Below are 20,681 nucleotides of genomic sequence, written 5' to 3' on the forward strand. Positions count from 1 at the left end.
GTTTGGACGATGAGCACGGTGACACACTCCTCCGGCCGGACCCGACCCGACACGGAGCCGCCGTCCGGCCCGCCGACGGGCCGGCGGGCCAAGGGCGCCGGCAACGGCCTCGGCGGCCGGTTCTTCAACGGCTTCTCCCACCTGTTCCTCGCGGTCTGGGCGATCATGGTGGTCTACCCGCTGCTGTGGGTGGTGATGTCGGCGCTCAAGACGGACTCGGAGGTGATCCGCGAGCCGCTGTCGCTGATCCCCGACGCGTTGCAGTGGGACAACTTCGCCCGGGCCTGGACGGCCGGGATCGACAGCTTCTTCCTCAACACGCTGCTCGTGCTCGTCTTCAGCGTGTCCCTGACGATGCTGCTCGGTTCCATGGCCGCGTACGCCCTGGCGCGCTACGAGTTCCGCGGCAACCGGCTGATCTACTGGATGTTCCTGTCCGGGTTGACGCTGCCGATCTACCTGGCCGCGGTGCCGCTGTTCAAGGGCGTCTACAACACCGGGGTCAGCCTCCCGCTGCTCGGCCCGAACAAGCACCTCATGCTGATCCTCGTCTACGTGGCCTGGTCGCTGTCGTTCACGATCTTCTTCATGCACTCGTTCTTCCGGACGCTGCCCGACTCGATCGCCGAGGCGGCCCAGGTCGACGGGGCGTCGCACACCCGCACGTTCTTCAGCGTGATGCTGCCGATGGCCAAGCCCGGCCTGATCAGCATCGGCATCTTCAACGTGCTCGGCCAGTGGAACCAGTGGTACCTGCCGACGCTGCTGATGCAGTCGGTCGCCGGTGAGCCGAAGCACCAGGTCATCGCGCAGGGTCTGATCGAGCTGTCGGTCAACCAGGGCTACAAGTCCGACTGGTCCGGCTTGTTCGCCGGCGTCACGATGGCGATGCTGCCGGTGCTGATCGTGTACATCGTCTTCCAGCGCCAGGTGCAGTCCGGTCTCACCGCCGGCGTCAGCAAGTAGCACCCGCCCGCCCCCTCCCGCCGCGGGAAGGAAGGGCCCCTTCTTAACCGCCGTTGTTAAGAAGGGGCCCTTCCTCTACCGGAGGCGTTAAAAGGGGGCCCTTCCTTTCCCCCGCACAGCGTGTCGGTGGGGCGAGGCAGAATCACCTCCGTGCTGGTGGCGGTGGTGGCGGACGAGCGGGGCGGCGGCGTGCTGCAACCGCTCGACGACACCGGTCGCCCGGTCGGCCCGGCCGAGGAGGTCGTCGACCTGGCCGGCGCGGTGGCCGCCCGCGAGGCCGCCGACCGGCCCCGCTGGGTGTGGGCCACCGGCGGCGGCGTCTACCCGGGGTTGCTGCGTGCCGGCGTCCGGCTCGACCGCTGCCACGACGTGGAGCTGACCGAGGCGCTGCTGCTCGGGCACGCCGGCCGCTGGGGCGAGCCCCGGGCGCTGCCCGCCGCCTGGGCCCGGCTGACCGGCGCGCCGGTCCCGCCGGATCCGGCGCCGCGCCCGCCCGAGCCGCCCGGGCACGGCCAGGCCGCGCTCTTCGAGCCGCCGTCCGGCCCCGCGGGCCCGGGCGTCCCGGCCCTGACCCGGGTGTACGCCGACCAGCTCGCCCGGATCGCCGCGACCGCCCATCCCGGCCGGTTCCGGCTCCTGGTGGCCGCCGAGTCGGCCGGTGCGCTGGTCGCCGCCGAGATGGGCGCGGCCGGGCTGCCCTGGCGGGTCGACGTGCACGACGCGATCCTGGCGGAGCTGCTCGGCGAGGCGTCCCCGGTGGGTGGGCCACCTCGCCGGCTGGCCGAGCTGCAGGCGCGGATCGCCGCCGCGTTCGGCGTACGCCGGTTGCACGCCGACTCGCCGGCGGAGCTGTTGCGGGCGTTCGCCCGGGCGGGTGTGGAACTGCCCAACACGCGGGCCTGGGTGCTGCGGGGGGTGGAGCACCCGGCGGTGCCGCTGGTCCTCGAGTACAAGGAGCTCTACCGGATCTGGACGGCGCACGGCTGGGCCTGGCGCGACGCCTGGGTGTCCGGCGGCCGGTTCCACCCGGAGTACGTGCCGGGCGGCGTGGTGTCCGGCCGGTGGGCCACCCGGGGCGGCGGGGCGTTGCAGATCCCGAAGGTGATCCGCCGGGCCGTGGTGGCCGACCCGGGTTGGACGTTCGTGGTGGCCGACGCGGGCCAGCTCGAACCGCGGGTGCTCGCCGCGGTCTCCGGTGACGAGCGGCTGGCCGCCGCGGGCGGCGCCGGCGACCTCTACGCGGCGCTGGCCCGGGACGCCTTCGGCGGTGACCGGCCCCGGGCCAAGGTGGCGCTGCTCGGCGCGATGTACGGGCAGACCGGCGGCGCGGCGGTGCCGGCGCTGGCGGTGTTGCGGAAGAACTACCCGACCGCGTTCGGCTACGTCGAGGCGGCCGCCCGCACCGGCGAGGCCGGCGGGCTGGTCCGGTCGTGGCTGGGCCGCACCTGCCCGCCGGGTTCGGTCGGTTTCGCCGAGGACGACGCGACGCCGGACGGCGAGGCGGATCCACACAGCCCGTCGGCCCGGGCGGCCCGGTCGCGGGGGCGCTTCACCCGCAACTTCGTCATCCAGGCCACCGCCGCCGAGTGGGCCTCGACGCTGCTGGCCACGCTGCGCACCGAGCTTGCCGGCACCGCTGCCGAGCTGGTCTTCTTCCAGCACGACGAGGTGGTGGTGCACTGTCCGGACGGTCAGGCCGCCGCCGTCGCCGAGGCGGTGACCGCGGCCGGCGAGCGGGCCACCCGGCTGTTGTTCGGCGACACCCCGGTCCGCTTCCCGCTCGACCTGTCCACGGTGGACTGCTACGCCGACGCGGCATAGTCCCACAATTTTCCGATTTGCCCCGCTACCCGGCCCTGATCGTGCTCGTTGGGTCCGGTGTGCGTACGACGGGACGGACCGGGCGCGGCTGTGCCCGGTCCGTCCCCCTGGTCGAGGGGGCACCGCTGAACCGGATCGCTGCAATGATCATCGCCGCTGGTGGCGGCCGCCGCATCGGCGGCCCCGAGGCGTTGCTGCACCAGGGTGAGAAGCCGCTGGTGAGCCAGATGATCGACACGATGACCGAGGCGGGCTGCGCGGACGTCGTGGTCGTGCTGGGCGCGGCGGCCGAACAGGTGCGGCAGACCACCGACCTCACCGGCGCCACCGTGGTGGTCAACCGGGCCTGGGGGACCGGCGTGGGCTCCTCGATCCGGGCCGGGCTGGCCGCGCTGACCGACGACGGCATCGAGGCGGTCGTCGTGGTGCCGGTGGACATGCCCGGGCTCACCGCGACGGCGGTCCGCCGGGTGACCGCCTTGCCGTACCCGGACGTGCTGGTCTGCGCGACCTACGACGGCCTGCGCGGCTACCCGATGCTCTTCGGCCGCCGACACTGGTCCGGCATCGCCACGCTGGCCAGCGCCGACGTCGGTGCCCGGCCCTACCTGCTGGCGCACAAGGACCAGATCGTGGACATCGCCTGCGACGCGGTGGCCGACGGCAGCCGGATCGACAGCCCGGAACTGATGGCGCTCTACGGGCTGTCGATACCCGAGCAGCGCGTGGGCGCCTGACGGGTAAGGAAGGGCCCCTTCTTAACGCCTGCGGTAGAGGAAGGGCCCCTTCTTAACAAGCGCGCCCACGGTGGGTGTCGGACCTCGGTGCCAGGATGTGACGGTGGCCTACGACGAGGACCTGGCGAACCGGGTGCGGGAGCTGGTCGGGCGCGAGCCCGGCGTCACCGAACGGCGCATGTTCGGCGGCCTGGCGATGATGCTGCGCGGCAACATGTCGGTGGTGGTGCGCGGCGCCGGCGGCCTGATGGTGCGCGTCGATCCGGCCGACACCGAGGCGGCGCTGGCCGAGCCCGGCGCCGGGGCGACCGTGATGCGCGGGTGGCCGATGCGGGGCTGGGTCACCGTCGACCCCGCCGCGTGCGAGCGCGACGCCGACCTGGCCCGCTGGGTCGACCGCGGGGTCCGCTCCGCCCGGGCCCTGCCGGCGAAGTAGCCCGCCCGATATTCGGCTGCGGCCGGCCCCGCTCCGCCCTACGCTCCCGATCTGTCGACAGACACTCGGACGGCGGATCGGAGATGGGCACCGCGATGACGAGTCACCTCTACGCGATCAGCGTCGACGCGGCGGAGCCGCTGCGGCTCGCCCGGTTCTGGTCGGGGGTGCTGGGTCGGGAGATCGTCGACGACCCGCGCGAGGGGGTCGCGCTCCTGCCCGACGGCGACCCCGGCTTCCGCGTCCGCTTCCTCCCGAACCCACATCCGAAGGCCACGCAGAACCGGGTGCACTTCGACCTGACCAGCGGATCCCCGCAGGACCAGCGGGAGACGGTGGCCCGGGCGCTGGCCCTGGGCGGGCGGCACATCGACATCGGGCAGGGCCCCGACGACGGGCAGGTGGTGCTCGCCGACCCCGAGGGCAACGAGTTCTGCGTCATCGAGGCGGACAACACCTTCCTCGCCGGCTGCGGGCCGATCGGCGCGGTCAACTGCGACGGCACCCGGGCGGTCGGCTACTTCTGGCGCGCGGCGCTGGGCTGGCCCCTGGTCTGGGACCAGGACGAGGAGACCGCGATCCAGTCGCCGGGCGGCGGCGCGAAGGTCACCTGGAGTGGCCCGCCGCTGATGCCGAGCGACGGACGGGACCGGCTGCACCTCGACGTCGTCCCGGCGGGCGGCGACCGGGACGCGGAGGTCGACCGCCTGGTCGCGCTCGGCGCGACCCGGGTCGGCACGGGCCGGCACACGGCCGACGACGTGGTGCTCGCCGACCCCGACGGCACCGAGTTCTGCGTGCTGACGCCCCGCTGACGCGAGGTTCCTCGCATTCGCTACCGTCCGCGGGGGACGACACCCGACGGGGAGGGAGCGTCGTGTTCGCTCGTCATCTGGTGGGCATGGCCACCGCCTGGCTCGTGGTCCTCGCCGAGACGGTCGCCGGCTACCTCGGCCTGCTGTCGTACGCGCTGGTCACCGACGCCGACCCGGGCGGGCCGCTGGCCGGTCCGCTGCTGGTGCTGATCGCGGCGGTGCTCGGCCTGGTCCTGCTGCCGCTGCTCTTCCTGCCCGCCGTGGCCGTCGCCGAGGCGGCCGGCCGGCGCCGGGGAGTCGTCGCGACGTCGGCGCTCGCCGGAGCCGCCGCGATCGTCCTGGCCGTCGGGTACGCCGTCGCCGCGTCGGTCGCCACGGACGTTCCCGCCGCCCGCATCCCGGTCGCCACGGACGTTCCCGCCGCCCGGATCCCGGTCGTGGCGGGGTTCGCCGCGCTCGCGGTCCTTCCGCCGACGGTCGCGTACGCCCTCGCCGCCCGTGGCGTCGGGCGACTCCGGAGCCGCCTCGGGTGGGCGCGGCGCGCCGTCGCCCGGTGAGGCGTCGGCTCAGGCCAGGTCGAACAGCGCGGCCGCGTTGCCCCAGCAGACCGCGCGCAGCCAGTCGTCGCCCAGGTCCAGCCGGGCCAATCCGTCGAGCTGCTCGGCGTACGGGTAGGGGATGTTCGGGAAGTCGCTGCCCAGCAGCACCTTGCCGGCCAGGCCCAGCTCGCGCAGCCGGGGCCGCTGCGCCGGCGGGAACGGCACGAACCGGTCGAAGAACGAGGTGAAGGCCATGGTGGTGTCGAGCCGGACCTCGGCGTACCGGTCGGCCAGGTCGAGGAACGCGACATAGTCGGGCGCGCCGAGGTGGGCCACGACGGTGGCCAGCCGGGGGTGTCGGGCGAGCAGCGCGGCGAACGGTTCCGGCCCGGTGTGCGCGGTGCCCACCGGGGCGTGCCCGGCGTGCACGACCACCGGCACGCCGGCGTCCGCGAGCAGGCCCCACACCGCGTCCAGGGCCGGGTCGGTGGGGCGGAAGCCACCCACCTGCACGTGCACCTTGAACACCCGGGCGCCGGCGGTGAGGGCGTCCGCGACGTACCGGGCGGCGTCCGGCTCGGGGAAGAACGTCGCCGACGGCAGACACCCCGGGGTACGCGCGGCGAAGTCCAGCGTCCACCGGTTCAGCGACTCGGCCATGCCGGGCCGGTGCGGGTACGCCAGCGCGGTGAACGCCCGCACGCCGAGCCGCCCGAGGTGCGCGACCCGGGTGTCGTCGTCCCAGCGGTAGCGGATCGGCCACTCGGTGCCGACCAGCGGGCCGGCCGCGTCGAAGTAGGCCCACACCTTGGCCAGCAGGCGGGGCGGCAGGAAGTGGGTGTGCACGTCGGCCAGGCCGGGCAGCCCGAGCCGCTGCCAGAACGCCGGCACCGCCTCGTCCTCGGCCGGCGCCGGGAAGGCCCCGGTCACACCTGGATGTCGAAGCGTTGCAGCACCGACGGCGCGACCAGGCCCACCGCGGCGAGCACGGCCAGCACGGTCAGCGCGGCCCGCAGCACGACCGTCTCGGCCTTGCTGCCGGTGCGCAACGCGATCTTGTTGGGCAGCCCGATCATGGTCCACATCCGGCGTCTGATCGGGATCGGCCAGAGGATCGGCACGCCGGCCCGGGTGATCATGTCGCCGAGGATGTGCACGAAGCAGCCCACCCCCATGGCGAGGCCGATCATCGGATAGCCCCGGTCGCCGGGCAGGTTGGCGAACGTGAACCAGGCCGCGGCGGCCGACACCAGCGTGACCACGACCCAGCCGGCCCGTTCCGCCCACTCGTCGAAGAGCCCGCGCAGCGCCAGGCCGATCATGAAGAACAGGATGCCGACCACCGCCCACTTGCCGTAGTGGGCGCAGAGCGCGGTGGTGCCCCATCCGACCAGCACGGTGAACGGGATCGTGTGGGTCAGGGTGCGGTGCCCGTTGTTGCGGCGCGGGTCCTTGCTGAGCTTGGTGGCGTAGTAGACGCCGAGGGAGATCTTCTCCATCACCTCGGCGACGAAGAGGCTGAACACGCCGAACGTCCGGGCGACGGTGGCGCCGCCCTGGTTGCGGGTGACCTTGCCGGAGAGGTCGAGGTCGGGAAAGAGCGCCCCGCCCGCGCAGACCGCGGTGCCCACCGCCAGTGCCAGCGGCGTCTGGTGGTAGTCGGCGAACTGGTCCAGCGCCCAGGAGCCGGTCAGCCACACCGCCGCGCCGGACAGCGCGTGGGATGGTCCCATCATCTCGGCTCGCCCTCCCCAGAGATCTTGATCGAGAAAACTACGCCACTGTAGTCAGGCCGTGCGACGGCGGGGCATCATCCGGACGGTCCACTGGGGAGGGGGCGCCGGGGCGTCCCGGTGACGCCCGCCGGATCACCAGGAAGTATGTCGCCCCGGCCCGGCCCGCCGGCCCCGACTGTCGGTGATGAGACGCCTGCCGGTCACCCCGCGGTACGGGTGGGCCGGATCGGCCGGATGCTCTCGCGGATCAGCGCGAACTGCGCGGCGGCGGCGGTCCAGTCGGCGTCGGAGGTGGTCCACCCCAGCGTCCAGCCGGCCTCCTCGCCGGGCAGCACCCGTAACGCGTGCATGCGCTCGCCGTACGGCGCGGTCCACCGGCACTCCCACTCCGCGCCGTCGCCGTCGGCGGCCAGCCGCACCTTCTGGTAGTGGGGTAGCCGGCCGGCGGACGTCAGGTCCCGCTCGGACGACCGCAGCCGACCGACCGGGTCCCCGCCCGGGTAGGGCTCGACGCCCAGGATGCGCCGGGTGGCCGGGTCCTGGAAGCAGGTGGTGTCGCCGGAGCGCAGTTGGAGCCAGCCGGCGGGCAGGGCGATGTGGAACCCGCCGGTGTCGGCCGGCCAGACCCAGCCGGCGGGCACGGTGATCGCCGGGTCGGCCGGTGGCGGGCCCTTCTGCACGGGGGTGCCCGCCACGTCGGGCCGGATGCAGGGGAACGGCGGGGCCGGCACGCCGCCGGGCCCGCCGGGTGGTCCGGGTGGGCGGTCCCAGGGCTGGGCGGAGCCCTCGCCGCGCCGGTCGTCGTCCGGCGGGTGCGCGTGGTCGTCGGTGACGGCGAGCGCGGTGCCGACCCCGGCGGCCACGGCCAGCGCCGCGGCCGCCGCCGCCAGGCCCCAGCGTCGGGCCGCCGCCGCGCCCGCGCCGCCGTCCGTCCGTCCGCCCTCGGGAGCACCGGGAGCGGTTCCGCCGGGCATGCCGCCGCCGAGGATCGGGTCGCCGGACGTGCCGCCGTGGCCGGCCTCGCCGCCGCGCGTGGGCACCCCGCCGAGGTCGTCGGGGCGTACGGGGAGCGCGCCGCTTCCCGCACGGCCACCGCGCAGCACGCCGGTGTCCACCGGGCCGCTGTGGGTGACCGGGGCGGGACCGGGTGGCGGCGACGTCTGCCCGCCGGTGTGCACCGGGCTGAGGGCGTCGGCGCGGGCCTGAGGGCCCTCCGGCCCGGTCGGGCTGCCCGGGTCCACGAAGCTGGTCAGGACCGTGGGACCGAGGCTGCCGCTCGGACGGTCGGTGGTCTCCCGGTGCGGTCCGCCACGACCCGTCCGGGCTGACCCGTCGGGCTGGCCCGGTTCGACCGGCCCGGCCGGTTCGACCGGTTCGGTCGCCGACTCGGTGGCGTCCGCCTCGCCGGGCGGCGCCCATTCGCTGCGCAGGGCCGCCCGACTCCAGGCGCGCGCGGCGGCGGCGGGCGGCATCAGGTCGGGATAGTCGACGGGCGGCCCGGCCGCGGTGCCGGTGCTGTCCCAGCCGTCCGCGTCGGTCCGGCCCGGCTCGTGGGTCCGGCCCGGCTCGTGGGTCCGGCCCGGCTCGTGGGTCCGGCCCGGCGGGTCGGCTGCGCCGGCGGACCCGGTCCGCGCCGGCACGTCCGCGCCGGCCGACCGGCCGGGCGCCTCGCCGGCCGAGCCGGCCGAGCGGGCCGACCGCCCGGCGGCCGGCCGGTCCGCCACGTCGGCGCCCGGCGCTTCGGCGCCCGGCGCTTCGGCGCCCGGCACGTCGGCGTCCGGCGCGGTGGCGGCGGTGAGCAGCCGGACGGTCTCGTCGTGGCCGAGCCGGTTGCGGGGGTCGCGGCGCAGCAACCCGACCAGCACCGGCATCAACGGACCCGCGTGCGGGGCCGGGTCCGGGGGCTGGCTGGCCAGCGCGGCCAGCGTGGCCATCGCGGTGCTGCGGGCGTACGGGGAGCGGCCCTCCACGGCCGCGTGCAGCGTGGCGCCCAGCGACCACAGGTCCGCCTCCACGCTGGACGCGCCCTCGGCGGCGCGTTCCGGGGCCACGTACTGCGGGGAGCCCAGGACCAGCCCGGGACGGGTCATGGCCCCGTCGCCGCCCTCGAACACGGCCAGCCCGAAGTCGGTGAGCAGCACCCGGCCGTCGCGGGCCAGCAGCACGTTGGCGGGCTTCACGTCGCGGTGCAGCACCCCGGCCTCGTGCGCGGCGCGCAGCGCGGCGAGCACGGCCAGCCCGATCCCGGCGGCCCGCCGGGGCGGCAGCGGGCCGTCGCTCTCGATGATCTCCTGAAGCGAGCGGGACGGGACGTACTCCATGATCAGCCACGGGTCGCCCTGGACCCGGACCACGTCGTAGACCCGCACCACGTTGGGGTGGCTGAGCCGCGCGGCCGTCCGCGCCTCGCGCAGCGTGCGCGCGCGCAGCTCGTCCCGCTCGTGCTCGGCGAGCCAGTTCGGCGGCACCACCTGCTTCACCGCCACCTCGCGGTGCAGCTCCTCGTCCCGAGCGCGCCAGACCTGGCCCATCCCGCCGCGGCCGACCAGCTCGAGCAGGCGGTACCGCCCGGCGATCACTACCTCCCGCACCGCACTCCTCACCGCTGGTCGTGGTCCACAATAGCCAACGGATCGGACGGTACCTATCGTTCGTCGGGGCGGCGTCCCTAGCTCGCCGCGCCGGCCAGCAGATTTCCGTCCGGAATGGCGATGGCGGACCGGTTGCCGGCCAGCAGCGCGGCGGCCCGGCGGGCCTGGAACGTGTGGTGCTCCCGGCGGGCGACGGCGTAACTCCCGGCGGTGCGGGCGGCGATGGCCGACCAGGCGTAGCGCCGGGTCACCATGGTCCGCGCCCGGCGCGCCACCCGGCGGGCGAAGACCTCGTCGCCGAGCAGCCGGTCGACCGCGCCGGCCAGCGCGTCCGGGTCGCCGTGCGGGAAGGTCACCCCGGTCACGCCCGGTTCGACGATCTCGGCCAGCCCGCCGGTGCGCGCCACCGCGAGCGGCGCGCCGGCGGCGGCCGCCTCCAGCGCGATCATCCCGAACGGCTCGTAGAGGCTGGGGATCACCGTGGCGTCGGTGGCGGCGAGCACCGCCGGAAGCTGGGTGGCGTCCAGGAAGCCGGCGAACCGGACCGTGTCGCCCAGGCGCAGCCGGTCGACCTGGTCGACCAGCTCGTCCCGGTACGGGCCGTCCCCGGCGATCACCACCCGCAGCCCCGGGTGCCGGTCGGCCAGGTGCGGCACGGCGTGCACCAGGTGCTGCACGCCCTTCTCGTAGACCAGGCGGCCGGCGTACCCGATCAGCGGCCCGCCGGCGGCGAAGCGCGCCCGGGCCGAGGCGACCGCGTGCGGACGGGCCCGCCAGGCCCGGTCGTCCACGCCGTTGGCGACCACGTCGATCCGGCCGGACGGCACGTCGAACAGCCGGGCCACCTGCTCCCGCATGTAGCCGGAGCAGGCGATCACCCGGGCCGAGGCGTTGCTCAGCCAGTGCTCGATACCGTGGATGGTGCGGTTCATCTCCGCCGGCAGCCAGCCCTGGTGCCGGCCGGCCTCGGTCGCGTGGATGGTGGTCACCAGCGGCACGTCGAGGTGCTCGGCCAGGGTGACGGCGGTGTGCGCGACCAGCCAGTCGTGGGCGTGGATCACGTCGTAGCCGCCGGAGCCGGCGGCGCGCAGGGCGGCCCGGGTGAGCGTGTGGTTGAACGCCATCGTCCAGGCCAGCAGGGAGTCGGTGGCCAGCGGGAACCGGACCGGGTCCTCGGCCGCGCGGACGATGCGGACGCCGTCGGCGTACTCCTCCAGCCCGACGCCCTCGGCGTGCCGGGTGACCACGGTGACCTCGTGCCCGGCGGCGGCCAGGGCGACGGAGAGCGCGTGCACGTGGCGGCCGAGCCCACCGACGAGCACGGGTGGGTACTCCCAGGAGAGCAGCAGCACCCGCAGGTGCCGGGCGGGCTGGATGTCGATCACTTCGGCGTCAGCTGACACGCGGCCCCCTTTGAGTTGTGGTGTCCCCGCCCCACGGCGTCGCCGCGGGGTTCCGGTGGGGTCGCCACCCATCCTGCCCAGGGGTCGATAACCAGCGGCGACGCGCCGGTTGCCGGTCTGTAACGCGTTACCGGCGGGCGCGTCGCGCGCGCAGCAGCTCCGCCACCGACCAGGCCTGGAACGGGCAACCGGTGGCGGCGTGCGGCGCGGCGCCGTCGGCGGTCTCGCTGACCGAGCCGAGGCCCACCTCGGTGAGGTGCCCCTCCAAACCCACCAGCAGGTCGTCGGTGTGCAGGCCGGCCCGGCGGTACGCGTCCACCAGCGGCCCGGTCAGCCACGGCCAGACCGTGCCCTGGTGGTAGGCGGAGTCCCGCTCGGCCGGACCGCCCCGGTGCCGCCCGACGAAACCGGGGGAGTCGGGGGCGAGGCTGCGTGGTCCGAGCGGGGTGAGCAGCGCCTCGGCGACGCGGCGCAGCGTGGCCTCGTCCGGCTCCAGCGGCGCGTACGGCAGGGACCAGGCGAGCAGCTGGTTGGGGCGCAGCAGGTCGTCGTCGTGGTGCGCCGCGCCGCCCAGCGGGTAGGCGGGCGCCGGTGCGTCCACCACGTCGTGCAGCCAGCCGGCCGGCGCGGGGAAACGGGAGCGGAACGACGTGGTGGCCCGGGAGTGCAGGTCCCACAGCGCGCCGGCGTCCCGACCGGCCAGCTCGGTCAGCTCGGCGAGCCCGGCCAACCCGTTGACCCACAGCGCGTTGACCTCGACCGGCTTGCCGGTGCGCGGCGTCACCGGCACGCCGTACACCCGGGCGTCCATCCAGGTCAGCGCCACGTCCGGCGGGCCGCCCTGGGTGAGCAGCCCGTCGGCCGGGTCGACGCCGATGCCGTAGCGGGTGCCGGCCACGTGCGCCTCCACCACGGCGTGCAGCGCGGGCAGCAGCTCGTCGCCGAGGTCGGTGTCGCCGGTGACCGTGACGTGCCGGTTGACCGCGTGCAGGAACCACAACGTGCCGTCGACCGTGTTGTGCTCGACCCGGCCGGTGTCGGCGGTGTTCGCCAGCATGCCCTCCGACAGTGTGCCCGCGTACGCCCGCAGCAGGTCGCGGCCCTCGTCGGCGCGGCCGGTGCAGAGGAACAACCCCTCGTAGGAGATCATCGTGTCCCGCGACCAGGCGCCGAACCAGGGGTAGCCGGCCACCACGTCCGGGCCGGTGGCGGCGCGCACCACGAACGCGTCGGCGGCCAGCGCGAGCGTCGCCTCGACCGCGTCGTCGGGCTTCGCCGCGGCCACCACCGCGCGGTGGCGCCGCCGGGCCGCCTCGACGACGGCGGTCGCCGGCGGGGGCTCCTCGGCCAGGTCGTCCGCCCAGGCCAGCACCGTCACCGTCGCCCCCGGCTCGTCCAGCGCGCCGGAGAACCGGCCGGCGTACCAGAGGTCCTCGTCCGGGTGCAGGCCGCGGGCCGCCTCCTCCCGGTGGCGCACGCCGTGCCACCACTGGCCCTCCGGCGTCCAGTCCGGCCCGGCGAGCCGGAACGCGCCGTCGACCACCGCGCCGCCGGCCGCCGGCTCCAGGCGGGGCGCCGGCCCGTCGGCCCGCCGCTCGCCGTGGGCGTCCCGCCACGTGCAGGCGGCGGCCAGGTCCAGCCGGACCGGGCCGCCGGAGACCAGCCGGTGCACCACGGCGACGCACGACCGGCCGTACGTCATGGCGATCTCCCGCTCGATCACCACCTCGCCGATCCGCCACCGCCAGCGCGGCAACCCGTCGGCCAGGTCGAAGCGTTCCAGCAGCTCGAAGCCGCGCGGGTCGACCACCCCGGAGGACCACTCGTGCGCGCCGAGCCGGACCTGCCGCCCCGACGGCAGGGTCACCGCCGGGTCGAGGCCGGCCAGTCCCACCTTGCGGGACGCGGGCGTTTCGCCCGCCACCACGAGCAGGCCGTGGTAGCGGCGGGTGCGCAGCCCGGCGACGGTGCCCATGGCGTAGCCGCCGCGCCCGTCCGTGACCAGCCATTCCCGGCCGGCGGACGCGGACAGGTCACCGCAGACCTGCGGGCCGAAGCGGATGTCGATCAACTTTCCTCCACCGGCAGCGAGGTGTGACATGCCACGGCGACAATGGCCGCTGTGGAGAAGTACCCCGGAGGCGTCGAAGATGTGCGGGTGATCACCGACCGCCCGACCTCCGCGACCTCCGACCCCGAGCGGCACCGGCTCGCCCAGGCCGACGCCGGGGAGCAGGACTGGCGCGCATGGGGCCCCTATCTGTCCGAGCGGGCGTGGGGGACGGTACGGGAGGACTACAGCGAGCACGGCACGGCCTGGGACTACTTCCCCCACGATCATGCGCGGTCCCGAGCCTACCGGTGGAACGAGGACGGCATGGCGGGCGTCTGCGACGACCGGCAGACGTTCTGCTTCGCGCTGGCGCTGTGGAACGGGCGGGACCCGATCCTCAAGGAGCGCATGTTCGGCCTCGGCGGCGACGGCGGCAACCACGGCGAGGACGTCAAGGAGTACTGGTGGTACGAGGACTCCACCCCCACCCACTCCTTCATGCGGTGGCGCTACCACTACCCGCAGGCCGCCTTCCCGTACGACGAGCTGGTCGCGGTGAACGCGCTGCGCGGCCGGGACGACACCGAGTACGAGCTGGTGGACACCGGCATCTTCGACGACGACCGGTACTGGGCGGTCACCGTCGACTACGCCAAGGCGTCCCCGACCGACATGTGCCTCCTGGTCACGGTCGCGAACCGCGCTGACGAGGACGCCACCCTGCACGTGCTGCCCACGCTCTGGTTCCGCAACACCTGGGCCTGGGGGCTGCCCGGCGGCGAGCGGGTCCCGCAGCTGGTCGGCTCCGGCTCCCGGCTGGTCGGCGAGCACTGGGTGCTCGGCCAGCTGCTGCTGGAGGGCGACGGCGACCCGACCCCGCTGCTCTGCGACAACGAGACCAACGCCGAGCGGCTGTGGGGGCTGGCCGGGCGGTCCGCGTACCCGAAGGACGGCATCAACGACCACGTGGTGGCCGGCGCCGCCACGGTCAACCCGGAGCGCACCGGCACCAAGGGCGCGCTGCACTACGTGCTCGACGTGCCGGCCGGCGGGCAGCGGCAGATCCGGCTGCGGCTGGCCCGCACCGCGCCGCCGCCGGCCGGCGACCCGCCCGCCCCGGCCGACCTCGGCGACGGGTTCGACACCGTGCTCTGGGCCCGGCGGGCCGAGGCGAACCGGTTCTTCGACAGCGTGATCCCGGCCGCCGCCACCGCCGACGAGGCCCTGGTCGCCCGCCAGGCGATCGCCGGGCTGATGTGGGGCAAGCAGTTCTACCACTTCGACGTCAAGCGGTGGCTGGAGGGCGATCCCGGCTCGCCGCCGCCGGCCGGCCGCCGGCACGGGCGCAACAGCGCCTGGTGGCACATGAACAGCTTCGACGTGATCTCCATGCCGGACCCGTGGGAGTACCCCTGGTACGCGGCCTGGGACCTGGCCTTCCACTGCGTCACCATCGCCCGGGTGGACCCGGCCTTCGCCAAGGAGCAGCTGCTGCTCCTGCTCCGCGAGTGGTACCTGCACCCCAACGGCCAGATCCCGGCGTACGAATGGGCGTTCGGGGACGTGAACCCGCCGGTGCACGCCTGGGCCGCGCTGAAGGTGTTCGAGATCGACGGCTCCCGGGACCACGAGTTCCTCGCCCGGGTGATGCACAAGCTGCTGCTCAACTTCACCTGGTGGGTCAACCGGAAGGACACCGGCGGCAACAACGTCTTCGAGGGCGGCTTCCTCGGGCTGGACAACGTCGGCCCGTTCGACCGCTCGGCCGCGCTGCCGGTGGCCGGGGTGCTGGAGCAGTCCGACGGCACCGGCTGGATGGGCATGTACGCGCTCAACCTGCTCGACATGGCGATCGTGCTGGCCGAGCACGACCGGGCCTACGTCGACACCGCGACGAAGTTCTTCGAGCACTTCGCGTACATCGCCGCGGCCGCGTACGACCAGGGGCTGTGGGACGACGAGGACGCGTTCTTCTACGACGTGCTGCGACTGGCCGACGGCACGCAGGTGCCGCTGAAGGTGCGCTCGGTGGTCGGGCTGCTGCCGCTGGCGGCGGTCACCCGGCTCACCGCCCGGACCATGCGCCGCCTGCCCGAGCTGGGCGCCCGGCTGCGCTGGTTCCTCACCAACCGCCCCGAGTACGCCGAGGTGATCGGCGCCCGCCGGCTCGGCCCGGACGGCCGTCAGCAGCGCCTGCTGTCGATGGTCGGCCCGGAGCAGGTGGTGCGGCTGCTGGCCCGGATGCTCGACACCGACGAGTTCCTCTCCGAGTACGGCCTGCGCACGCTCTCCCGCGCCCACCTGGACAAGCCGTTCACGGTCACGCTCGGCGGGCAGGAGTTCAGCGTCGGCTACGAACCGGCCGAGTCCACCAGCGGGCTGTTCGGCGGCAACTCCAACTGGCGCGGCCCGATCTGGATGCCGACGAACTTCCTGCTGATCAGCGCGCTGCGCGACTACGCCGCGTTCTTCGGTGACGACCTCCAGGTGGAGTATCCGACCCGGTCCGGGGTCAAGCGCACCCTCGACGAGATCGCCGACGACCTGTCGGCCCGGCTGATCTCGCTGTTCACCCGGGACGGGTGGGGCCGGCGGCCGATCTACGGCGCCGCGCAGCTGTTCCAGACCCACCCGGACTGGCGGGACCTGATCTGCTTCCCGGAGTACTTCCACGGCGACAACGGCGCCGGTCTGGGCGCCTGGCACCAGACCGGGTGGACGGCCCTGGTCGCCGACCTGATCCTCACGCTGCGCCGATGAGCGCGGGGCGCGCCGGCTCCGGCGCGCCCCGCACCGCCTGGGGCAGCGGGAGGAACGCCACCCGGGCGTGGTACTCGCGGGCGAACGTCTCGGTGTCGCTGCCCACCCACAGGCCCCGGTCGGTGGCGTACAGCTCGGCGGTGCCGACGCCCCGCGCCTTGGTCGGGTTCCACGGCAGCGCCCGGCCGGTGGTCGGGTGGATCGCGCCGATGCCGGGCCGGGACACCGCGCCGGCGCCGGCGGAGTTGCGGCCCAGGGGGTTGTCCAGCCAGCGCTGGTGCCCGCCCACGTAGACCGCGGCGCCGGTGACCGCCACCGAGAGCAGCGTGTCGCCGCCGGTGTAGTTGGCCCAGGTCGGCTGCTTGCCGCCGGTGGGGGCGCCGAACTCGAACCGGGCCGCGGTGTCGCAGAGCGTGCCGGGGAACGGCCCGCCGGTGGTGACCACGACGAACCAGCTACCGTCCGGTGCGATGTCGACGCCGCGCAGGTAGGCGGGCATCGTCCTGGCGCACGGCGGCTGGTAGCGGTCGGTGGACCAGCCGGAGAGCGTGGCCCCGGCGGCGGTCAGGTCGGCCACCGCGAGCTGGTGCCGCGCCACGCCCGCCACGGTGCTGAAGTTGCCGGCGAGGACCAGCTTCCGGCCGTCGGGGGAGACGTCCAGCGCCTCGACCTTGACCGGCGCGGTCGCCCCGGAGCTGGTCACCCGGGGCCCGGCCAGGCGCAGGTCCACCGACGGGTCCGCGGCGCCGGTGGTGGCGTCCACCGCCGTCAGGCCGCGCCGGGTCACCCCGCCGACGGTCTGGAACGCGCCGCCGACGACCAGCCGACCGCCGACCAGGCGTACGTCGTTGACCTGGTTGTTGAGGGCCGGCGGGGTGAACCCGGCGACCCGGGCGCCGGTGGCCGCGTCGATCCGGGCCAGCCGGGACGCGGCCACGCCGCCGACAGTGGTGAACGCGCCCCCGACGTAGAGCGAGCGGCCGTCCGGGGCGGCGGCCAGCGCCCGCACCGCGCCGTTGACCCGCGGCCGGAACGTGGTGTCGATCCGGCCGGTGGTCGCGTCGAGGGCCACCAGCCGGGGCATCGCCAGCTGGGCCGACTGCCCGGCGTTGCGGACCGTGGTGAAGGTGCCGGCGAGGTAGACCCGGTTGCCGATCTGCAGGATCCGGTTCACCGTGCCGTCGAGCGCGTGCGGGGTCCAGTCGACCGGGTCGGCGCCGACCATGGTGGTGTGCGGGGCGTTGACGGCGAGGGCCGGAGTCGTCGGGAGCGCGCCGCCCACGGCGGCGATCGTGGCCGCCACGGCGACGACCGCGCGTCGCCGGCGACGGGTGCGGGACGGTGGTGCTGGGGCGGATGCGGTCGTCATCGCCGAAGCATGCCGCCCGAGCAGGCGTTCCGCAGTCGGGTAGCCGCCCCTGACCGCCCGCCGAACGGCCGGTCCGCGCGGGCCCGACCGGTGGTGGGGCGAGGCCCCGCTCAACTCAGGTGTGGCCCGGGGAGGGCCGGAGTAGGGTGTGCGGGTCCACGAGGGGAGGGTGGTGTGACGCGACCGCGCCGGGAGGCCGCCGTGCTGGTCTTCGACGCCGACGACACGCTCTGGGAGAACAACGTCCTCTTCGAGCGGGTGATCGACGACTTCCTCACCTGGCTCGACCACCCCACCCTGGACCGGACGCAGATCCGGGCGGTGCTCGACGACATCGAGCGGGCCAACGCCGTGGCGCACGGCTACGGCAGCAAGGTGTTCCTGCGCAGCCTGGGCGAGTGCCTGGAGAAGCTGCGCGAACGCCCGGCCACCGGGCCGGAACGCGCCGAGATCGAGCAGCTCGCGGCGGCGCTGGTCGGGCACCAGGTCGAGCTGATGCCGGGCGTGGCGGAGACGCTGGACGACCTGGCGACCCGCCACGACCTGCTGCTGCTGACCAAGGGCGAGCGGGAGGAGCAGCAGCGCAAGCTCGACGCCTGCGGGTTGCTGCACCACTTCCGGGCGGCGCACATCGTGGCGGAGAAGGACGCGGACACCTACCGGTGGCTGGCCCGCGAGCACGCGTTCGACCCGACGGCGGCGTGGATGATCGGCAACTCGCCGCGCTCGGACATCCTGCCCGCCCGGGCCGCCGGGATGAACGCGGTCTTCATCCCGAACGAGAACACCTGGGTGCTGGAGCACGAGGAACTCGACCCGACGGACCCCGGGGTGATTCGGCTGGCCGCGTTCGGAGACCTGGTCCGGCACTTCTGATCCGGCCGGTAACGTCCGACAGGTGCCGCTCACCTTCCCGTCGCACCTCGCGCCGGTGCTGCCGCTGAAGCGGTGGCGGCCGCACTGGTTCGACGGGGTGGCGCTGGCCACCGGCGCGGTGGCGCCGGACGTCGCCTACCTGTTCAGCGGCACCCGCCTCGACCTCGGCCTGCGCACGCACACGCTGGGCGGGCTGCTCTGGTGGTGCCTGCCGGTCGCGCTCGCGTACGCCTGGATCGTCCGCCGGGTGGTCGCCGGCATCGCCGCGCACCTGCCCGCGCCGAGGTTCTTCGGCTGGCCGCAGTACGCCGCGTTGGCCGGCGTACGGCATCCCTGGCAGGTCACCGTCTGCTCGGCCCTGATCGGCGCGTTCAGCCACGTCGCCTGGGACCGGATCAGCCACACCGAGCGCCTGCCCCGCCTGTTCGGCGTCGCCGACTTCCACGCCCTGACCGGGATGTACTGGTGGCAGTTCGCGGACGTGTTCGCCAGCCTCGGCGGCGGCCTGCTGGTGGTGGTCCTGGCGCTGTACGACGCGCGTCGCGGCGCGATCTTCGACGGCGTGCCACCGCCCGCGCCGCCGACGAACCGGCTCGTGTTCTGGCGGGTGGCCCTGGCGGTCACCGGTCTGGGGGCGCTGCTGCTGCCCGGGCTGCCGGCGGCCACCATCCCCGCCCCGGCCGGCGTCCGCGTGCTGCACCTGGGGGCGCTCGCCCTCGTCGCCGGCGCCGCGGCGGCCCGGTCCGCGCCGCCGCGGCGGGCCGATCGCGGTCGGCGTCTCGAAGACGAACAGCGCCCGGTCGGCTGACCCTGTTACGTCGACATGCCGCATTTCGGCATTGACATCAATCACAGCCGCGGGGGTGCGGTCGAAGCTTGTCCGACCTGCGCCGACCTGCCTAACCTGAGCCGGCGTCCACGCCTCGTCGGGGTGAGTCGGGGGCGCACCGGAGTCCGGTGGTGTGAGCACCGTGGAGCTGAGTGCGGGCAGACCGGCTCGCCGTGCGGAGCCCGGCGTGGGCGGCGTGCCACGCCCGTCGTGTTCCCACGGCGTAGACCGTTACCACGCCGGACGGCCGGGGTCAGGGCCGGGGAGTTGCGGACCCGGTCCTGACCCGTCCGGCCGACCGGAATCCGGGCGGGACGCCTCTGGTGCGCGCGCCGGTCACGGAGCGACACTGAGTCATGACACCTCAGCGCGTACCGCTGCTCGCCGGGCTGGTCGTGCTGCTCGCGGCGGCCTGCACCTCGACCGGCCACGACGGCGCGACCCCGGCGCCACCGGCGACGTCCGCCACCGCGGCGCCGCCGGTCACGACCGCCGCCGCGACCCCTCCCGCGGCGACCACCGCACCCACCGCGACCGACCCGTCGGCGACCGCCGGTTCCTGGCGGGTGACCTGGGGCTGGGCGGTGCCCGGCTCGCCCGCCCGGGTGACGCATCCGGTGCGCGTCCCGGTGACCCCGGCCCCCGGCGAACCGCTGCCCGTGCTGGTGTCGGTGCAGACCGGCGACCACCCCGCGGAGGGGTTCAGCCGGATCACCTTCGCCTTCCGCGGGCCCACCCCGTCCTACCAGGTCGGCTACGTCCCGCAGGTGGTGACCGAGGGGCGCGGCGCGCCGGTCACCCTGCCCGGCACGGCGTACCTGTCGGTGCGGTTCGAACCGGCGCAGGCGCACGACGCCCGGGGCGGTGGGACGGCCGACGTGCCGCCGGCGGCGATCGGCTACCCGACGCTGCTCGGATGGGCGGCGGCCGGCGACTTCGAGGGGCACCTGAGCTTCGGGCTCGGCCTGCGGCCACCGGACGGTGGGCGGTTGCCGGTGCGGCTGGGCGAGTCGACCCGGCCGGACGGCACCCACGTCGTCTCCGTCGACGTCCGGCGGGCCTGACCGCCGGACCCGCCGGTCGGCTCAGGTCTCGATGACGGCGCCGTTCTCGTCGATGCCGTGGGTCCGCCAGTAGACGTCCCACTCGTCGTCGACGTGCCGCGGCACCTTGTCCGGCGGGAAGCGCACGTACGGGGCGGTCGGCTCCTCCCCGTCGGGGAGGCAGTCCCGGCCGCCGCCCGGGCCGACCGCGATGACCGGGTACTCACCGTCGGCGCAGATGCTCTCCCGGTAGGAGCACCCGGTGGTGAGCATGAGCCCGCTCAGCCCGACGGTGGCGAGGACGACCACGATTCGAGTTCGCACGCGGAGAATTCTCGTCGCCCCGCGCGCGTCCGCCATCGGTACGCGTACTCACCTTCGCCGGCGGGACCGCCGGCTCAGCCGACCTCGCCCCGGACGATCGCCACCGCGACCCGACAGAACTCGTCCATGTCGGGCTGGAAGCCGGCGGCGATGTCCGGGTGCAGGCCGGCGCGGGTCTCGTCGAGCAACCGACGGCAGACGTCCTCGACCGGCTCGCCCGCGTAGCTGGCACGGACCCGGTCGGCGGCCGCCTGCAGGGCCGAGGTCAGCTGATCCTCCAGCGGGCCGCGCAGCTTCTGCTGCACAGGATCGAGCCCGCTCGGATCGAGCGTGACATGTGGCTCCGACATCGGCGCTCCCTTCGTCGGCGTCCGCGGTACCCC

Annotated in this window: 18 protein-coding genes; 10 read left to right on the forward strand and 8 right to left on the reverse strand. The window is 74.8% G+C overall.

Features of this window, described 5'->3' with window-relative positions; all coding sequences use genetic code 11:
• Positions 1 to 9: 9 nt before the first annotated feature.
• From GA0070622_RS12765 to GA0070622_RS12790, 6 genes are all read left to right on the forward strand, one after another.
• Positions 10 to 966 carry a carbohydrate ABC transporter permease gene (locus GA0070622_RS12765; RefSeq protein ID WP_091573507.1) on the forward strand — a complete coding sequence of 319 codons (957 nt, stop codon included), beginning with the start codon at positions 10 to 12 and terminating at the stop codon, positions 964 to 966.
• A 150-nt stretch (positions 967 to 1,116) separates the two neighbouring features.
• Positions 1,117 to 2,787, forward strand: a complete 1,671-nt coding sequence (locus GA0070622_RS12770) for a bifunctional 3'-5' exonuclease/DNA polymerase (RefSeq protein WP_176710454.1) — start codon at positions 1,117 to 1,119, stop codon at positions 2,785 to 2,787.
• 143 nt (positions 2,788 to 2,930) lie between these two features.
• Positions 2,931 to 3,524 carry a nucleotidyltransferase family protein gene (locus GA0070622_RS12775; protein WP_091573508.1) on the forward strand — a complete coding sequence of 198 codons (594 nt, stop codon included), beginning with the start codon at positions 2,931 to 2,933 and terminating at the stop codon, positions 3,522 to 3,524.
• Positions 3,525 to 3,627: 103 nt separating this feature from the next.
• Entirely contained in the window at positions 3,628 to 3,960 is a 333-nt protein-coding gene (locus GA0070622_RS12780; protein ID WP_091577267.1) for a TfoX/Sxy family protein, read from the forward strand.
• A gap of 95 nt (positions 3,961 to 4,055) precedes the next feature.
• Positions 4,056 to 4,775: a VOC family protein gene (locus tag GA0070622_RS12785; protein ID WP_091577270.1), complete on the forward strand. Its 720-nt coding sequence runs from the start codon at positions 4,056 to 4,058 to the stop codon at positions 4,773 to 4,775.
• Positions 4,776 to 4,837: 62 nt separating this feature from the next.
• Positions 4,838 to 5,332, forward strand: a complete 495-nt coding sequence (locus tag GA0070622_RS12790) for a hypothetical protein (RefSeq protein ID WP_245666198.1) — start codon at positions 4,838 to 4,840, stop codon at positions 5,330 to 5,332.
• Positions 5,333 to 5,341: 9 nt separating this feature from the next.
• On the opposite strand, the gene GA0070622_RS12795 is transcribed toward GA0070622_RS12790, so the two are convergent.
• The 5 genes from GA0070622_RS12795 to GA0070622_RS12815 form a co-directional block, all read right to left on the reverse strand.
• Entirely contained in the window at positions 5,342 to 6,244 is a 903-nt protein-coding gene (locus GA0070622_RS12795; RefSeq protein WP_091573509.1) for an amidohydrolase family protein, read from the reverse strand.
• Positions 6,241 to 7,050 carry a metal-dependent hydrolase gene (locus GA0070622_RS12800; RefSeq protein ID WP_091573510.1) on the reverse strand — a complete coding sequence of 270 codons (810 nt, stop codon included), beginning with the start codon at positions 7,048 to 7,050 and terminating at the stop codon, positions 6,241 to 6,243. The genes GA0070622_RS12795 and GA0070622_RS12800 overlap by 4 nt, the downstream gene beginning before the upstream one ends.
• 200 nt (positions 7,051 to 7,250) lie before the next feature.
• Positions 7,251 to 9,641 (reverse strand): serine/threonine-protein kinase, encoded by a 2,391-nt coding sequence (locus GA0070622_RS12805; protein WP_091573511.1) that lies wholly within the window; start codon positions 9,639 to 9,641, stop codon positions 7,251 to 7,253.
• 77 nt (positions 9,642 to 9,718) lie between these two features.
• Positions 9,719 to 11,044, reverse strand: a complete 1,326-nt coding sequence (locus GA0070622_RS12810) for a glycosyltransferase family 4 protein (protein WP_176710455.1) — start codon at positions 11,042 to 11,044, stop codon at positions 9,719 to 9,721.
• Between the two features lie 127 nt (positions 11,045 to 11,171).
• Positions 11,172 to 13,115 carry an amylo-alpha-1,6-glucosidase gene (locus GA0070622_RS12815; protein WP_091573513.1) on the reverse strand — a complete coding sequence of 648 codons (1,944 nt, stop codon included), beginning with the start codon at positions 13,113 to 13,115 and terminating at the stop codon, positions 11,172 to 11,174.
• 42 nt (positions 13,116 to 13,157) lie between these two features.
• Here GA0070622_RS12815 and GA0070622_RS12820 point away from each other — a divergent pair, with 42 nt between their 5' ends.
• The gene (locus GA0070622_RS12820) at positions 13,158 to 15,857 is read left to right on the forward strand and encodes an MGH1-like glycoside hydrolase domain-containing protein (protein ID WP_091573514.1); all 2,700 of its coding nucleotides are present in this window, start codon (positions 13,158 to 13,160) and stop codon (positions 15,855 to 15,857) included.
• On the opposite strand, the gene GA0070622_RS12825 is transcribed toward GA0070622_RS12820, so the two are convergent.
• The gene (locus GA0070622_RS12825) at positions 15,841 to 17,226 is read right to left on the reverse strand and encodes a WD40 repeat domain-containing protein (RefSeq protein ID WP_245666199.1); all 1,386 of its coding nucleotides are present in this window, start codon (positions 17,224 to 17,226) and stop codon (positions 15,841 to 15,843) included. The genes GA0070622_RS12820 and GA0070622_RS12825 overlap by 17 nt on opposite strands.
• Positions 17,227 to 17,427: 201 nt before the next feature.
• Here GA0070622_RS12825 and GA0070622_RS12830 point away from each other — a divergent pair, with 201 nt between their 5' ends.
• From GA0070622_RS12830 to GA0070622_RS12840, 3 genes are all read left to right on the forward strand, one after another.
• Positions 17,428 to 18,102 carry an HAD family hydrolase gene (locus GA0070622_RS12830; RefSeq protein WP_176710543.1) on the forward strand — a complete coding sequence of 225 codons (675 nt, stop codon included), beginning with the start codon at positions 17,428 to 17,430 and terminating at the stop codon, positions 18,100 to 18,102.
• 22 nt (positions 18,103 to 18,124) lie between these two features.
• Entirely contained in the window at positions 18,125 to 18,910 is a 786-nt protein-coding gene (locus tag GA0070622_RS12835; protein WP_091573517.1) for a DUF4184 family protein, read from the forward strand.
• Between the two features lie 377 nt (positions 18,911 to 19,287).
• Complete coding sequence (locus tag GA0070622_RS12840) at positions 19,288 to 19,995, forward strand: AMIN-like domain-containing (lipo)protein (protein ID WP_091573518.1); 708 nt, start codon at positions 19,288 to 19,290, stop codon at positions 19,993 to 19,995.
• Positions 19,996 to 20,016: 21 nt separating this feature from the next.
• Here the strand turns inward: GA0070622_RS12840 and GA0070622_RS12845 are convergent, their stop codons facing one another.
• Both GA0070622_RS12845 and GA0070622_RS12850 read right to left on the reverse strand, forming a co-directional pair.
• The gene (locus tag GA0070622_RS12845; protein WP_245666200.1) at positions 20,017 to 20,298 is read right to left on the reverse strand and encodes an SCO0607 family lipoprotein; all 282 of its coding nucleotides are present in this window, start codon (positions 20,296 to 20,298) and stop codon (positions 20,017 to 20,019) included.
• A 74-nt stretch (positions 20,299 to 20,372) separates the two neighbouring features.
• Positions 20,373 to 20,648, reverse strand: a complete 276-nt coding sequence (locus tag GA0070622_RS12850) for a hypothetical protein (protein WP_091573520.1) — start codon at positions 20,646 to 20,648, stop codon at positions 20,373 to 20,375.
• Positions 20,649 to 20,681 lie beyond the last annotated feature (33 nt).

This window comes from Micromonospora sediminicola (genome assembly GCF_900089585.1).
Taxonomy (GTDB): domain Bacteria; phylum Actinomycetota; class Actinomycetes; order Mycobacteriales; family Micromonosporaceae; genus Micromonospora; species Micromonospora sediminicola.